General features: G+C 36.3%; 15 protein-coding genes, 1 tRNA gene and 1 pseudogene. 13 read left to right on the plus strand and 4 right to left on the minus strand.

Annotated elements, in window-relative coordinates:
• The first annotated feature begins 494 nt into the window (after nucleotides 1-494).
• Complete coding sequence (locus DFO72_RS10850; RefSeq protein WP_243856151.1) at nucleotides 495-599, plus strand: His/Gly/Thr/Pro-type tRNA ligase C-terminal domain-containing protein; 105 nt, start codon at nucleotides 495-497, stop codon at nucleotides 597-599.
• Between the two features lie 1,067 nt (nucleotides 600-1,666).
• On the opposite strand, the gene DFO72_RS10855 is transcribed toward DFO72_RS10850, so the two are convergent.
• Nucleotides 1,667-2,251 carry a CGNR zinc finger domain-containing protein gene (locus tag DFO72_RS10855; RefSeq protein WP_113881719.1) on the minus strand — a complete coding sequence of 195 codons (585 nt, stop codon included), beginning with the start codon at nucleotides 2,249-2,251 and terminating at the stop codon, nucleotides 1,667-1,669.
• A gap of 181 nt (nucleotides 2,252-2,432) precedes the next feature.
• Here DFO72_RS10855 and DFO72_RS10860 point away from each other — a divergent pair.
• The 8 genes and pseudogenes from DFO72_RS10860 to DFO72_RS10890 all read left to right on the plus strand — a co-directional run.
• Nucleotides 2,433-2,981: pseudogene (locus DFO72_RS10860) on the plus strand (hypothetical protein); the annotation flags it as partial.
• Between the two features lie 50 nt (nucleotides 2,982-3,031).
• Nucleotides 3,032-3,886 carry an alpha/beta fold hydrolase gene (locus DFO72_RS10865; protein ID WP_113881720.1) on the plus strand — a complete coding sequence of 285 codons (855 nt, stop codon included), beginning with the start codon at nucleotides 3,032-3,034 and terminating at the stop codon, nucleotides 3,884-3,886.
• A 167-nt stretch (nucleotides 3,887-4,053) separates the two neighbouring features.
• Nucleotides 4,054-4,173, plus strand: a complete 120-nt coding sequence (locus DFO72_RS29910) for a VOC family protein (RefSeq protein WP_243856152.1) — start codon at nucleotides 4,054-4,056, stop codon at nucleotides 4,171-4,173.
• 571 nt (nucleotides 4,174-4,744) lie between these two features.
• Entirely contained in the window at nucleotides 4,745-4,849 is a 105-nt protein-coding gene (locus tag DFO72_RS10875; RefSeq protein ID WP_243856153.1) for a His/Gly/Thr/Pro-type tRNA ligase C-terminal domain-containing protein, read from the plus strand.
• Between the two features lie 349 nt (nucleotides 4,850-5,198).
• Nucleotides 5,199-5,372, plus strand: a complete 174-nt coding sequence (locus DFO72_RS29915; RefSeq protein ID WP_243856131.1) for a hypothetical protein — start codon at nucleotides 5,199-5,201, stop codon at nucleotides 5,370-5,372.
• Nucleotides 5,373-5,383: 11 nt separating this feature from the next.
• A complete protein-coding gene (locus tag DFO72_RS29920) occupies nucleotides 5,384-5,704 on the plus strand; it encodes an RNA polymerase sigma factor (protein ID WP_243856132.1) in 321 nt (106 codons plus the stop codon).
• Nucleotides 5,694-6,599, plus strand: a complete 906-nt coding sequence (locus DFO72_RS10885) for an anti sigma factor C-terminal domain-containing protein (protein ID WP_113881721.1) — start codon at nucleotides 5,694-5,696, stop codon at nucleotides 6,597-6,599. Before DFO72_RS29920 ends, DFO72_RS10885 begins: the two co-directional genes overlap by 11 nt.
• 337 nt (nucleotides 6,600-6,936) lie before the next feature.
• On the plus strand, nucleotides 6,937-7,257 hold the full coding sequence (locus tag DFO72_RS10890; protein ID WP_134177241.1) for a hypothetical protein: 321 nt from the start codon (nucleotides 6,937-6,939) through the stop codon (nucleotides 7,255-7,257).
• A 630-nt stretch (nucleotides 7,258-7,887) separates the two neighbouring features.
• On the opposite strand, the gene DFO72_RS10895 is transcribed toward DFO72_RS10890, so the two are convergent.
• Together DFO72_RS10895 and DFO72_RS10900 are read right to left on the minus strand one after the other, a co-directional pair.
• Nucleotides 7,888-7,961, minus strand: a tRNA-Arg gene (locus DFO72_RS10895).
• 103 nt (nucleotides 7,962-8,064) lie between these two features.
• Complete coding sequence (locus DFO72_RS10900; RefSeq protein ID WP_113882136.1) at nucleotides 8,065-9,105, minus strand: acyltransferase family protein; 1,041 nt, start codon at nucleotides 9,103-9,105, stop codon at nucleotides 8,065-8,067.
• Nucleotides 9,106-9,611: 506 nt separating this feature from the next.
• Between DFO72_RS10900 and DFO72_RS10905 the strand changes: the two genes are divergently transcribed.
• The 4 genes from DFO72_RS10905 (at nucleotide 9,612) to DFO72_RS10920 (ending at nucleotide 14,621) form a co-directional block, all read left to right on the plus strand.
• Complete coding sequence (locus DFO72_RS10905; protein ID WP_113881725.1) at nucleotides 9,612-11,417, plus strand: methyl-accepting chemotaxis protein; 1,806 nt, start codon at nucleotides 9,612-9,614, stop codon at nucleotides 11,415-11,417.
• 165 nt (nucleotides 11,418-11,582) lie between these two features.
• Nucleotides 11,583-13,418, plus strand: a complete 1,836-nt coding sequence (locus tag DFO72_RS10910) for a PAS domain-containing sensor histidine kinase (RefSeq protein WP_243856154.1) — start codon at nucleotides 11,583-11,585, stop codon at nucleotides 13,416-13,418.
• The gene (locus DFO72_RS10915; protein ID WP_113881727.1) at nucleotides 13,415-13,915 is read left to right on the plus strand and encodes a methylated-DNA--[protein]-cysteine S-methyltransferase; all 501 of its coding nucleotides are present in this window, start codon (nucleotides 13,415-13,417) and stop codon (nucleotides 13,913-13,915) included. Before DFO72_RS10910 ends, DFO72_RS10915 begins: the two co-directional genes overlap by 4 nt.
• Before the next feature lie 124 nt (nucleotides 13,916-14,039).
• Entirely contained in the window at nucleotides 14,040-14,621 is a 582-nt protein-coding gene (locus DFO72_RS10920) for a metalloregulator ArsR/SmtB family transcription factor (RefSeq protein WP_113881728.1), read from the plus strand.
• Nucleotides 14,622-14,658: 37 nt separating this feature from the next.
• Here DFO72_RS10920 and DFO72_RS10925 read toward each other — a convergent pair whose 3' ends face one another.
• The gene (locus DFO72_RS10925; RefSeq protein ID WP_113881729.1) at nucleotides 14,659-15,444 is read right to left on the minus strand and encodes a carbon-nitrogen family hydrolase; all 786 of its coding nucleotides are present in this window, start codon (nucleotides 15,442-15,444) and stop codon (nucleotides 14,659-14,661) included.
• Nucleotides 15,445-15,541: the final 97 nt, after the last annotated feature.

The following is a 15,541-nucleotide window of genomic DNA, read 5'->3' on the forward strand; positions in this document are numbered from 1 at the left end:
AAAGGGGCAGGTTAGTTAAAAAAGGAAATGTTATACAAATGTAGAATTGATATTGTATAAATAATTAACGGTTTGGGGTGAAAAGATTAATTGGGACGTTACTTTGTTATTTTTTTAGTTACTATCTTGATAACTATTGTTTTAGGTTTTGTAATGCCTGAATTAACAATCCTTATATTTGGTCCAGGCGAGTATCTTATCCCAATACTTTTGAGTTTATTTGCTTGTTTTATAATAACCCAATTATTTTATATTATTGGATTGTTGAAGAGAAAGAGTTGATAACCTTAAACTAACGGAGGCATTCCTTTGGTGGGATGCTTTTTACCGAAAGACAGGTTTTGCTTATAGATTTCAATTCCCAAATCCGCAAGCTATTTCCATACCTGCTTTCACATAGATGTCCTCGCTGTACAACAGATATAGTCACAACAAAGAAAACATATGTGAATTCTTATAATAACTTTTAATAGAACTCCAAAAACGAATATAAAATAAGTAACAAAAAATTAGGCAAGGCTCTCGATAAAGCAAACAAAGAGAAGATCCCTTGCGTGATTATAATTGGGGAGAATGCGGTGAATAAACAAAAACTTTAATATAAGAGATATGATTTCAAGTGACGAAGAATTTGATTCATATTTGTTTAACTAATTTAAAATTAGCCGGTACTTAAATTCAGAATCAGCTGCCAAACCAGGTGGCTTTTTTTAATTGAACAAACGGGGCAGGTTAGTGAAAGAAGGAGATAATCCTAACTAAGATGAATTTATATGTATTTGCTAAAATTGTGGAGGTGTCTTTTCAATGCTATACGAAGTAAAAATTTGGGGTAAGCAATTAAAATGTGATGTATGTACTGATAATCAATGGTATAAAAGCACTCTTAAAACAGAAATTCAAAGCGAAGAAAACGCCTATAAGTATAACAAGGAAGTAAGATATATGTTTGAATGCAAAAAGTGCGGTAATTGCAGGATATTTGGGATGGTATCCACGAAAATGATACTGATGAAGTGAATATTAATATTAGACCCATCTCAGAAATGTAGGATAATCTTCAACTAATAGGTGCGATGTTTAATAAGGCATCGCTGTTTTCTTATTGAAGTAACGAAGCAGAATAGTGTAAGTGAAACTCTTCACGAAACATTGGTAAATGGCTATTAGAATCTTCCATTAAATTAAACCGCAAAAAATCCTCACTATTTATAGAGGCGGCATAAGTAAGGCATCTTAGTTATCACACCAAGATGCCTTACTACTGTCTGTATGAATTTAATTTCCTGATAAAAAGTACCAATTAGATAACCAACAGAAGTAACTTTTTCATATGCCACAACAAAAACTTACAAATATCCCCGTTGCATTACATTTCGAAAATAAAGGTTCAATTAGTAACTTCCTCAACACCCTCTTCCATTAATACTCCACGATCAAATCGGCAAACGTGGAAATCTCATTCTTCGACAGCGTGGATGAGCACAACATCCGAAGGTCATAAGGGAGTTGAAAAATCTATGAAACAGATAAAATTGGGATAGCTATTTTAGAAGATAGCTTTTGTTACATATGCGGGAAAATATTTGGTTATATTATGCCAATTGGGTATTTTTCTGGAGAAAAGAAAAAGAACATCTAAAGACTTCTTTTGAAAAATTTTGTATTACTTTTTCTTTTTCCTTGCATAAAATTCGGCTGATTTTTGGCGATTTCCGCATAATTCCATGCTACACCAGCGTCTTTTTCCTGATTTTGATGTATCGACAAAATAGAGACGGCATTCTGGGTGTTCGCAATTCCTAATTCGATGGGTAGGAATTGTATCCAATGTTTGAATAATTGAGTGGATAATCATATATAGCACGTGATCTCTAGTTGTTATTCCTTCGGAGACCAATTTTAATTTGTCAGAATCCGAAACGATAGTTAGTCTTACCTTTACTTGTTTAGTAAGCCTTTTTAATTGCTCTGTAACATTTAGAGAAAGTTTTCCTTGTTGTTCTAAATCAACTAAAATCGTTTTACTAAGGTCACGAAGCAATCGGAGCTCGACTATTAGCGATTTAAGCAATTCGTCATTTTCTAAAGCCAGAAAATCAGACTCCCGTAATAGGTTATTATCTCCTAGCCATTGAAGAGTAATTGATGGCTCGATAAGGATATCAATGTTTTGTTTTTCGGAGTTATACGTCGTATTTACTAGGTTAATCCATGCCGTTCCACCTAATAAGAATAGTGATTTGTTCATATATGTTTCACCTCAATAAATATTGTAACCTATAAAAATAATGTTTACAAGTTAGAATGAATGTGGTAATATGCAATTTATAACCGGTAAAATTAATTTATAACGGTTATGTTAGAAGGTGAACATGAATGGAATTTAAGAAGACACCAGATATGGCTAAGGCAATTCCTGCCGAGGTACAAAGAATTGGCCGCAAACGTATGTGGTCTTGGACAGAATGAAAGCTGCCCTCATGGCTACGGTTAGATTTGATTCAAGTAAACTAAGCCAAATGACTTCTGCAGATATGCGCACCGTCGGCTGTGTCTATGAGGGATGGGGCTTATCACAGGCCTATTTATAGAGAGGAACTTTATCGAGAAATGGGATTTGACTCATTTTTGTGTCTGACGTCTGGGAAGATAGCTTTATGAATATGGATCCGCACAATGTCCTAGCTAAGTTATGGACTGGCCAATTTGCAGATATTAGTGCAAACCCCGTCTATAACGGAGATTTCGATGAGGCTCTCAGAAGCATTAATGCGTTTGCCTGCATCATGCCAGGAAGTACGGATCTCTTCTGCACTGTGGACGAGAACGAATACGAGGTGAAGCTTATACCTAATGCTGTTTTTAAACCTATCGAGTCGATTTGGGGCCATTTTGCTGGTCTCGGAATCAACAGTGCCGATAACAAATTTATTGATGACACCCTAAAGCGCTTGTTGGCCCTTATTAAAAACGGATAGATGAAATTGTAAGAAATCCTAATAAAAAATCTAAAAGGAGATGTAAAAAAATGAAGATTAGTTATCATAAACAGAAAGTCGGCGATGTGGAAGTTTTTTATCGTGAAGCTGGTCCTAAGGATGGTCAAGTTATTTTACTATTACATGGGTTTCCAAGCTCAAGTCATATGTTTCGCGATCTAATTCCCGAACTTGCAGAAAACCACCGTGTCATAGCCCCGGATCACGCTGGATTTGGTCATACAATAACTCCGCCGCGCGGTCAATTTAACTTCACATTTGACAGCCTGTTTCGAGTCATTGAAGGATTTACCGAAGCATTGGCCCTTAAACAGTATGTTCTTTATGTGTTTGATTACGGTGCACCTATTGGTTACCGTTTGGCTATGGCTCACCCGGAAAGGGTCCAAGCAATTATTAGTCAGAATGGGAATGCTTATTTGGAAGGATTTACTGATGCATGGGGATCTTGGGAGACCTATTGGCACTCTCCAACATCGGAAAATCGTGAAGCATGCCGCGATTCCTTGACTCCCGAGACCATCCGCAGCTTTCAGTATCTTCATGGAGCTGATGCCAGCCTTGTTTCACCAGACGGATATTCTCTAGATATTGCTTACATGTCACGCCCGGAGGCTGAAGAAATCCAATTGGATTTGATCGGTGATTATAGAACAAATGTGGATCTTTATCCTGACTTTCAGGCCTATTTTCGTAAGTATCAACCCCAATTATTAGCCGTATGGGGTAAAAATGATCCTGCCTTCCTCCCTGCTGGAGCTGAGGCTTATAAGCGCGATATTCCATCTGCAGAAGTCCATTTACTTGATACTGGGCACTTTGCTCTTGAAACACATGCTACAGAGATCAGTGAGCTAATTCACAAATTTCTAAAAACAAACTAACATCCCAAACAAAATTTGTTATAAAAAACTCTTATTATACTGTAGCATAGAAACCATTTTGATCACTTTTTTTCAAAATGGTTTCTTCTGTTATTAGGAAACATCACTTCAGTTATTATCATTATTGAATTTCAGGCGGGGAAAGCAAAATGAAGAACTTACTATTAATGTCACACTGTGCATTCCCAACACCAGATATCAAAAAAACAGCAAATTTCTATGAACAAAAGATGGGTTTTCCATTGTCTACTGACGCGACTGTTTTGTGGAGCAAAAGGTGTTTGTGAAGCATTGTACTTAAACAAACGGGTGCTTTCGTCCAAGATCAGCTGCTAATCAGGCAGCTTTTTCTTATGCAACAAAAGGGGCAGGTTAGTTAAAAAAGGAAATGTTATACAAATGTAGAATTGATATTGTATAAATAATTAACGGTTTGGGGTGAAAAGATTAATTGGGACGTAACTTTATTATTTTTCTAGTTGCTATCTTGATAACTATTGTTTTAGGTTTTGTAATGCCTGAATTAACAATCCTTATATTTGGTCCAGGCGAGTATCTTATCCCAATACTTTTGAGTTTATTTGCTTGTTTTATAATAACCCAATTATTTTATATTATTGGATTGTTGAAGAGAAAGAGTTGATAACTTCTTAAATTAACGGAGGCATTCCTTTGGTGGGATGCTTTTTACCGAAAGTGACAGGTTTTGCTTATAGATTTCAATACCCAAATCCGCAAGCTATTTCCTTACCTGCTTTCACACAGATGTTCTCGCTGTACAACAGATATAGTCACAACAAAGAAAATATATGTGAATTCTTATAATAACTTTTAATAGGCTCCAAAAACGAATATAAAATAAGTAACAAAAAATTAGGCAAGGCTCTCGATAAAGCAAACAAAGAGAAGATCCCTTGCGTGATTATAATTGGGGAGAATGAGGTGAATAAACAAAAATTTTAATATAAGAGATATGATTTCAAGTGACGAAGAATTTGTTTAACTGATTTAAAATTAGCCGGTACTTAAATTCAGAATCAGCTGCCAAACCAGGTGGCTTTTTTTTGTTTAACCAGAAACGAGGTAGTTGGTAGGTTTATAAAGCAGTCAGAAAAAAGGGCCTAGACGTTCCTTCTTAGGATAAGAGAGGACTCTTGAAAACGTGGTTACTTGTTTGATAAGTAAAGTGAGCTTTAAATAGTGGTAGCCTTTCAGAAAGAATTGCCGTTTTTCTTGTAATAAAACACTTTTCGCGTAATCTTTGATAACATTTATAAGACTTGAACGTCTTATAAACATAGGGGGAGGGATAATGGAAGAAACATTAAATAATGAAGTATTAAACAGCGAACTTAATATTGTTTTTCGATACCTAGTGAAAAAAGGCGTGCCTTACCTAGATGCTCAGGATGCTGTGCAAGAAACAGCATTCAAATACCTTAAATATGCTGATTCAATTCGTCCTCTAAAGTACGAAGCTGGTTAATTAGGGTCGCATTGAATTACTACTATGATCAGTGCAGAAAAAATAAAAAGTACATATTAAATTTAGAGGAAAAAATGGTTGGAGCCCCCCAAGTCGAAGAACTCCCAGAACTTATTATTCTAGCCAAAGAGCGTTCTGAGGAAATCACTAGGAAACTTACCAAACTGAAACCGCTTTATTCAGAACTTCTTCTGTTAAAGTATGAGTCTGATTTATCATATGATGAAATTTCTCAACTGCTGGGGATAAGTGTGAGTTCGGTAAAATCAAATTTATTTCGAGCTAGAAAGAGTTTATTAAAATGTTTTGAGGAGGCTCATTATGATGGATAAAAAGAATTCTAAACAAAATTCAGAAATAGATTTTTTAAGCGATCCTTTATTCCGGAGGTCCATAAAAAAAGCAAGATGGAAACAAATCGGGTTATATACACTTATCTCTATCGTTACAGTAATTCTTTGTATTGTCATTATTCATCTTGGGACACAGTATCTAATAAATAAGAAGATACAAGCGGATAACATAAAGCAGGCTAATATTGTTAATGGGGAACCAATTAAAGGAGCAGGAATTACTAATAGCGGTACAAGGTATCAATATAATATTTTTAGTGCCGTGGGTGAAACGGTCTATTATAAACGAATTGGGAATAGGCAATTCGTTTGGGACACAGAGACGAAGAAATATCCTGCAATAGGGAAAGTACAAATAATAAATCGTGGAAGTGGATTGACTGAAATAAATCAAATGAATGAAGAGGCAAAAAGGGTTGTTAGGTACAACCAACTAAATAATGAACGAATCATTGATTTTTATTATCCCAATATAAATTATTCATATTTACCACAGGAGTTAGGTATAGCCACAGGATTAGATGAAAACACGTTAATTGAGGTAGCCCTTTCATTCAAAGAACCGATGACAACAAGTGATTTAGGTGAAGTATTAGGATATAAGAATGTTGATTGGCTGTGGGTAAATAAAAAGACGGAGCAACAAATGGAACAAATGGAAGCTATGCAAGGATCTGATTCAGTAAAAGTTCAAAATGGGGATAGTGCATATGGATTTGGGGTTTCAGAAGAATTTCCATACTCTGATTCGCAAATTAAAAATACATTAATTAGCGGAGCAATAATTAGTGGGACACCTAAGGAGTTGAAGAGATTTTTGGATTTAAATATTATTAGATCCTCTGTGATAGGTGCAACAATTGATAAATATTAGAATTTGAGGTAGCGATGTTGAATTACCTTTCAGATATCTCGGCTAAATAGAGCTATTTTAAAAATATGGGGAGGAAACAGACGGCATTAGCTGTTGTTGCGGCAGCTTTTTCTTATACAACAAACGGGCAGTTTAGTTGAACAATCGTCAGTAGCTTTTTTCAACAATTGGGCCAGATTGTGGAATATCTCATTTCTTCAAATGATTAGATTTGAAATAATTGGGCTTTTAAATTTTGGTATTTCCTTTTTCCTGATACTGCCCCTTAAAGTAACTGGAATTTAGTAAAAAAAAGGAATTAGAAATAATTTGAAGAATATTAAAAAGGGTTAGGTCCATGGAAGAAAGAAGGCAGTTTATTTTTGCATTATTATTAGGAGGAAATAGTATGAAAACAAGGCACCTTTTTTTTATAAACCTTTTTTTTATTCTCGGAATGGTATTTCTAACGATAATGGATAAAATCTTTCCAGAGTCCACAATAACCAAAAACGTAGTTCTTATTATTGGTGGTTGCTTCATAGTATATGCTTATGTGATTTCAATGAAATCCAAAATATTGGACTCAAAGCCATCAGCATTTGTTTGGGTGGCTTCCGTAGCAGTGATCTTATTGAGTAATGTGATTATATTATATCTGACACATGCTTTAAATTAAAAGCTTGAAGGGTTTCTGTTTAATGTTAATGAATTTTGATGAAACTCAGTCAGCCTATCCTGATTGCCTTTTACATAATTGATATTAATGATTGGGATTAATTTATTGATATGACTAAAGATCACGTTTACCGAATAACTTCTCTTTTTGTGCATCGTTCCATTTAATGGATATTCCACAAAAAGGCGCTTTTCTTTAGTAAGAAGGTGTCTTTTTTGAATGTTACTACACAAAACATTGTGAAGATTTTCACTTAAACTAAAGGGTGCTTTAGTTGAATAAGAAATCAAAATTATCACAAGTAATAGATGTTGATGAAAACGTCCAACAATGGTCCGTTTTAAACCTAAAGGGACAAAATTCATTCCTTCTGAAGCCTTGATATGTAAGAGATTTTCCATAATAAATTTATTGCTTCCGTGACTGTTTGCTACTTTGACAGTGTAGAGGTCGCTGGATGATTATATTTGTCCAACAGAAGGCAGATTAGGGTATTAAATGATAAAAAAATCGTTCCAACCCCAAACCGACCCCAAACTTAGATTATTAAGGTTTATGAATAAGCAAATTGAATAAAATAAAAAGCGCGAAACCATTGATATACATGGGTTTCGCGCTTTTCTTTTGTAGCGTCCCAGGCGAGATTCGAACTCACGACCTACAGCTTAGGAGGCTGTCGCTCTATCCAGCTGAGCTACTGAGACAAAATAATATAACACAGTTACTTATTATAATCCCATAATCAAAAATGGTCAATGGTTATGCCTAAATTAAAAACCGGCCAGTAATACCTGACCGGTTTCTATCCTAGCTTGTAAGTTTTTTACGGTAAAATCTGGCATATGCCTTTGATCTATCTTTTAGCTTCTTTAGCTGTGATGTTTTCAGTTCTATAATAGGCTGGGCAAATGAAGTAATCAGTTTGCTTGAGAGAAGCAAAGTCAGCAGCAGCGATATTCCGGCAAGCAGCAGGAAGTTTTCCGGTTTGCTGAAAAAGCCCTGTACATCACTTTCCCTGAATACTCGTACAAAGAATCCGTGAAGCAGATAGACATAAAGTGTATTTTTTCCTAAATCAGTAAAGAAATATTGTTTGCGGGGAACAAAAGAAAAGAAGCTAAAGACCATAATTAAACTTAGGACATAAAAGCCCAATCTCGTTAAGACCGCCCCAATCGAAGCTGCCCCCATTTCAGTATATGGCTTTGAGCCAAGCAGCCACTTATAATCCACTTCCGGATAGAGATAAAAACCTATAAAAACTACAGCAAAAATAGCTAATGCACTAATTCTGAACTTTGGCTGGAATAGCGCATAAAAATGCTCCTTCTTTAAATAATACCCCAATAGGAATAAAGGAAAGAACACAAATGTTCTAGATAAACTTAAATAATTTGAGATCCAATCGGCATATCCGACAGCAAGCCCGATAATAAAAGCAGCTGCCAGGGAATATACAGCTTTATACTTTGCAAAGAATAGAAGCATGATATTCCAGCAAAACATGCTGATCAGGAACCATAAAGACCAATGCGGGTTAAAAGGATCCAACTCAAAGGTACCTTTATTATATAAAAAATAAAAGAAGATCGAATAAATAACCTGAAAAATAATATATGGCAGTATGAGCTTTTTTGCAATTTTCTTTATATAGCCTTTTTTATAAAAGCCTTTTGCAAAAAAGCCGGATACCAGTATAAATGCAGGCATATGGAACGTGTAGATTACCTTATATAAAGTATAGATTGTTTCATTATCTTCAATAAAAGAGCGGAGTAAATGTCCGAAAACGACAAAGAAGATTAAGATAAACTTCGTGTTGTCGAAGTAATAGTCACGTTGTTTCATAAGTCCTCCTCTATTAAAGACCCCCATAAATTCTCTTTCTTTCTTTACCCACTTTAACATGAAGGAAACTTCTTTTCTCGTGTAAATAGAAGGTTTAATTTACAGAAAAAGTAAAGGTTTCGAACTCTGAAATTGCTGTAATACTACTAAAAAAATTCTGTTATACAAAGAAAACTTGCTTGTTAGCTCATATATTATATGGGTTGAAAGGTTAATGTAAAATCTGTTTCAAATTTTATTTAAAGAAGATCATTTTTGTCGCAGATAAAAGGGATTAGTTCGATTAGTATGTCATACCTGATGCTGACGTGTAGAAATCAAGCTTTTAAAGGTAAGAATTTAAAGGGAAAAGGGGAAGGGAAAGCTGTACTAAAATAAAAAATTGGAAAAATAATCTTCAAATGTCTTTTTTGTTCTATTATAATGAATTGAAAGAATAGTAAAAAAGAATTAGATATATACTAGTTCAATTGTTCGCATCTGGTTCAATCATAAAGGGGGAAGTTATGTTGAAAGGGGTAAGAAAATTTATACCTGGCAAGAAGGAAAGAAAAGAATCGTCCAAGTCAAAAAAGTTTAAAATAGGGAAGTATTTAAATAAAATGGCTAGTACGAAATGGTGGAAGAACCTGAAGCTTGGCCAGAAATATGGGGTTGCGCTTTTTGTGACCATTGGACTATTCACGGTTTCCACCGTTCTTACTTTCTTCTTGCTGACAATTGCCAATTCAAAACTGGAGATTGTTAAGGAGTCTGGGGAAAAGGCCATTAAGATTACTGAATCAGCGGCCACTTTTCATCATAAAGGGAGCACGATTGGAAACTTTATCATTGACTCCAACCCCAAACATTTAAAAACATTTGATGAGCTGACGGAGGATTTTAATAAATTGAAAGAGGAAATTTCTCCAGAACTGAGCGATTCAAAATTAAAAGACCTTTTTAGACAAATCGATGAAAATGATCAAAAAATCACCAGTTTATTTCATGATGTCATCGAACCTGAAGTGAAACTGCAGCATGCAAGAGAATATAGGCTGGGTAAACTGCAGGCAGATAATATTATTACTGAAACGGTTGATAAATTAAATACCCTTAGCAGCATGATGAAAGAGGATCAGCAAAAGGCTGTGTCTTCTGCTAAATCTGGTCTTATCCTTACTTTAATAGTACTTGGTATTTCAATCATTATCTCTGCTATCCTGGGAATCACAACCATCCTTTTTATCGGAGGTATAATTTCTAAAAAACTAAATGCCATTGTCCAATTCTCAAATGAGATTTCAGGAGGAAACCTCAATGCGGATTCAGTGGAATATGAGGGTGATGATGAAGTAGCACAGCTTAGCAGAGCCATGAATTCCATGAAAATAAAACTGCAGACCATGATTCAGGAAATTAATGCGGTTTCAGGGTATGTGACAGAAAGAAGCGGAGAACTGAATATTGCTGCAAATGAAGTAAAGGCAGCCAGCCAGCAGGTGGCTTCAACCATGCAGGAACTGTCCGGAGGAGCTGAGGATCAGGCGGGTTCTGCAACGCGTTTATCTTTAATAATGGACGAGTATCTGGAAAAAGTGAAAGAAGCTTCATACAGCGGCAATGAAATAAAGAGTGCTTCCACAGAGGTGCTATCGCTTACTGAAAATGGAAACAAGCTAATGAAAGAATCCCAGGAACAAATGAGATTAATTAACCAAATAATGAAGTCTTCTGTTGACAAGGTAAATGGACTTGATGATCAGACAAAACAAATTTCCAGATTAGTTAAGGTTATAAAGGAAATTGCAGACCAGACCAACCTTCTGGCATTAAATGCAGCAATTGAAGCAGCCAGGGCCGGTGAGCATGGAAGAGGTTTTGCAGTAGTGGCAGATGAGGTTAGGAAACTGGCTGAGCAGGTATCATTCTCGGTTTCAGATATCACTAAGATTGTCGGTGGTATTCAAAAGGAGTCAAACAGTGTGGCCACATCACTTCAAACAGGCTATGTTCAAGTTGAAAAGGGAACCGAGCAAATTCAATTGACAGGACAAACATTTCAGAAAATTTATGAGGCAGTTAACTCAATGTCCACAAATGTCAGTGACATTTCCCGCAGCCTCGAGCAGGTATCCATTAATTCTGCCCATATGAACCAGTCCATTGGCAGTATTGCCGCAGTATCTGAGGAATCTGCTGCAGGCATCGAACAAACGAGTGCCTCAATGGCTCAGACTAACCATTCAATGGAGGAGATCTCGGATAACGCACAGTCCTTGTCGGAATTGGCAGAACAATTAAATGAGATGATTGCAAAATTCAAATTGTAATATCCAGGCATACTCTTGACAGGGTATGCCTTTTCTTCTCTCCCAAACCCTTTGATATGAAAAATTAATAGGATAGTTTTCTCGGAGATTTAAAGGTTTTAGTCAGATTTTGTAGAAATATTTAATTAATTGCATACCCCAATAGGAGGAAATAGAGTGGTCATTATGAATCAGGAAATCAGGAGACTCTATGCCAGGATTGAGACTTTGGAAAAGGAAAATAATATTTTGGCCAATGATAATTCACCTAAATATAATATATTCTCACGCTCAAATGATGGAATTTTAATTTTTGATTGCCTGGAGAGAATTGTTGATGTTAATCCATCATTTGCTGAAAGCCTAAAGATGGATAAACAGCACCTGATCGGCAGGAGCCTGTCTGACTTCGTGCCAAAAAATTGGCATTTCAAGATTGAAAAGCAAAGGGAAATATTAAAGAAGAAGGAAAGTGTCCGGGGTATTCTTCCAATATATAACGGCAGAACGATAATAGAGTTTGATTTTACTACCAGCATCCTTAATGAAGGCGGCCTTTATATGTGTATATTAAGAGATGTAACGAGTAAGCGGCTCCTCGAACGGAAAGTGAAAAAGAATGAAGAGCTGTATGCTGACCTATTTACCGAAGCCCTGGATGGAATCATTTTTTGGCGTGGGAATGGTGAAATAATTGATGCGAATGAAGCTGCTTGCCGAATATTTGAATGTACCCATGATGAGCTTCTCAATAAAAAGATAAAAGATTTTGTATATGAAAAATCGGAAAGATACAAAAGCATTGTTAAAGAGATGTTCGTTAAGGGCAGCATACGGGATGAACTTGTTTTTCTTATGCCAAATGGCCAGTTCAAATCTTTGGAGTTTACAGTGAAATTGAACTCCGTTGAAGGCTACCATATGACAATCTTCAGAAATGTCAGTGAGCGTCACGCTATGGAAAAAAGCTTAAGGGAAAGCGAACAAAAATTCCGCATGATATTTGAAGGAGCACTTGAAGGGATTCTGCTCTGGAACAATCAGTTTGAAATAGTCGATATTAATCAATCAGGTCAGAGAATGCTTCAAATGACAAAAAAGGAGCTTATCGGTGTTTCGCTGCACAGTATTTTAAATGACTGCAATATAACCGAAGATGAATTAAAGGAGCAGATAAAAAACATTCACTCTGCGGGGCAATCAGACGGTAACCTATCCTTTACTCTGAAATCAGGCAGAAAGAAGTTCTTTGAGTTTTCCAACAAGCTGAATATTTTTTCTAATATCAGTATGACAACATTTAAAGATGTAACTGAGAAGCTGGAAATGGAAGAACAGCTTCGGAAATCAGACACTTTGAATGTGATTGGAGAATTGGCAGCAGGAATTGCCCACGAGATCAGAAACCCAATGACAGCACTTAAAGGCTTTATACAGCTGCTGGAGGACAGTGTGAAGGAAGATCATACTATGTATTTCAATGTGATTACCACTGAGCTTAGCAGGATTGATTCAATTATTAATGAATTTCTCATACTTGCTAAGCCTCAAGCTGTCAAATTTGTGGAAAAAGACATATCTCAAATCATGAAGGAAACAGTCGATCTCCTTAGTGCTCAGGCTGTGCTCCATAATGTTCAATTCAGGACTTATTATGAAAAGAATTTGCCCAATGTTTTCTGTGAATCCAATCAAATGAAAAAGGTCTTTATCAATATTATAAAAAATGCCATTGAAGTTATGCCTAAAGGAGGATATATTACTGTATCCATTCGGAAAGATCTAGATAATAAAGTTCACATATTTATAAGGGACGAAGGGACAGGAATACCTGCGCATAAAATAAAAAAGCTTGGTGAACCTTTCTATACTACAAAGGAAAGAGGCACTGGACTTGGTTTAATGGTTACATATAAAATTATTGAAGAACACAAGGGAACAATTGAAGTGGAAAGCAAATTGGGGGAAGGAACTGTATTCCACATCTATTTACCCTATGTTTTAAAGGCGGGAATGAAATGACAGGCAGAGTTTTTTCTAAAAAAAACACACCGGCAGGAGACATTTACATTGTCAGTGAAAATGGAATCCTTTCGGCTTTATACTTGGGGGAAGAAGATTTTCTCGAAGGGGAAGATGTTTTATCGTTGCAATTGGATCCCTCCGACTCTTTAATAAAAATGTGCACAAATCAGCTTGAGGAGTACTTTGATGGGCAAAGGAAAGAGTTCGATATCCCTATAGAACCTCATGGCACTGAATTTCAAAAAGCCGTCTGGAAAGAGCTTTGCTTAATCCCATATGGCGAGACAAGAAGTTATCAGGACATTGCTTTCAAAATAGGGAAAGAAAAAGCAGTACGTGCCATTGGTCAGGCAAACAAGGCCAATCGCCTTCCGATCATTATTCCATGCCATCGGGTGATTGGGAAAAATAAATCGTTAACCGGGTATGCAGGAACCCGGACTGAAATTAAGGAAGTGCTGCTAGCCCTCGAGGGGGCTAATTATATAAAATAGCCTGTGTAAACCAATCACCTCTTAGGTGATTTTTTTATAGGGATATTCGATATATGGTTGACTGAACGAGTATAATTCGATTATCATCTAATTAGATAATAATCGAAATGAGGGCACTGCAATTATGCAACTAAATCGTTTAGTAGCTTTTTATAAGACAATGGGAGACCCAACCAGAATCAGGATTGTTTTTCTCCTTGCCAAAGGGCCTTTGCATGGACAGGCGATAGCAGGGAAACTCGGCTTAACCCCGCCAACCATTACTCATCATTTAAATAAACTGAGGGAAATAAACCTCGTTTATCAAAGAAGAGATAAAAATACTGTTTATTTTTACTTAAATGAATCCGTATTGAAACATCAATCAGGTGTTCTTGCAAAATTGGCAGATAAAGAGGAGATTAAGAAAATGGAAGAACAAAACTTAGAAAGCCAGAAGGTTATTGAAAATTTCTTTACCAGAGATGGAAAGCTGAAGAATATTCCTGCACAAAGGAAGAAGAAACTCATGGTTTTTGAGCATCTAATCAAAGGGTTGAAAATGGGAAAAAAATATGAAGAAAAAGAGCTCAACGAATATATTAAACAGTATCATGAAGACTATGCGACGATACGCAGAGAATTTATTATAAATCATTATATGTACAGGGAAAATGGCATTTATGAATTAAATCCTCCGGAAATGTGGGCAAAAATAGAAGGGTAAAGAAGGGCAGGGCCCCAGTCAGGGCCCCTGCATGCCATTAAGAGTAAAAATCCGGTTTGCGGTCAGTAAAAATAGGAATCATGCTGCGGACTTCTTTCACTTTATCCAGGTCTATTTCAGCATATAGGATTTCTTCCGTTTCAGAACCTTCTGCAAGCACTTCGCCCCAGGGATCTATAATCATTGAATGGCCTGCAAAGACATTGTCAGGATCAGAGCCAGAGCGGTTGCATGCAATTACGTAGCATTGGTTTTCAATGGCACGTGCAATCAAAAGTGCTCGCCAATGTGCCAGCCGGGCCAGTGGCCATTCAGCTACTACAAATAAAGCTTCAGCACCTTCTGCTGTATGGGTCCGCACCCACTCAGGAAAACGGATATCATAACAAATCATCCCTGCAAACTTCCTATTTTCCAGAGAAAATACTCCCTTGGATTTCCCTCCTTTCAGATAGAGATGTTCATTCATTAGCTTGAATAAGTGCAGCTTGCTGTATTCATGTATAAGGTCACCTTTGTTATCTACAATCAGCAGAGTGTTGTAAATGCCTTCGGGTGTTTTCTTTGCAACAGATCCGCCAATCAGATGAACCCGATTGCTCTGTGCGGCCTCTTTCAAAAAAACTAGCGATGATCCGGCATCCTGGTCTGCAATTTCACCCATTCTGGTCAAATCATAGCCAGTAGTCCAAAGTTCCGGCAGCACAATAACATCCGGATTATCCCTAATCGCCTTTTTAATCATAATTTCGGCTGCTTTAAAATTTTCCTCAGGTTTTCCAAATGCAATATCCATTTGCAAACAGGCAATCATTAATTTCATAAAACTCCCCCGCAATCATTATATCCTTATGGTAATATTAGTCCGATAGATGGAAATTTTCAAAATTTTACTTTACATCTTACCATTTACGTTATAT

Origin of the sequence: Cytobacillus oceanisediminis (assembly GCF_004366035.1) — a bacterium.
Lineage (GTDB): Bacteria > Bacillota > Bacilli > Bacillales > Cytobacillaceae > Cytobacillus > Cytobacillus oceanisediminis_C.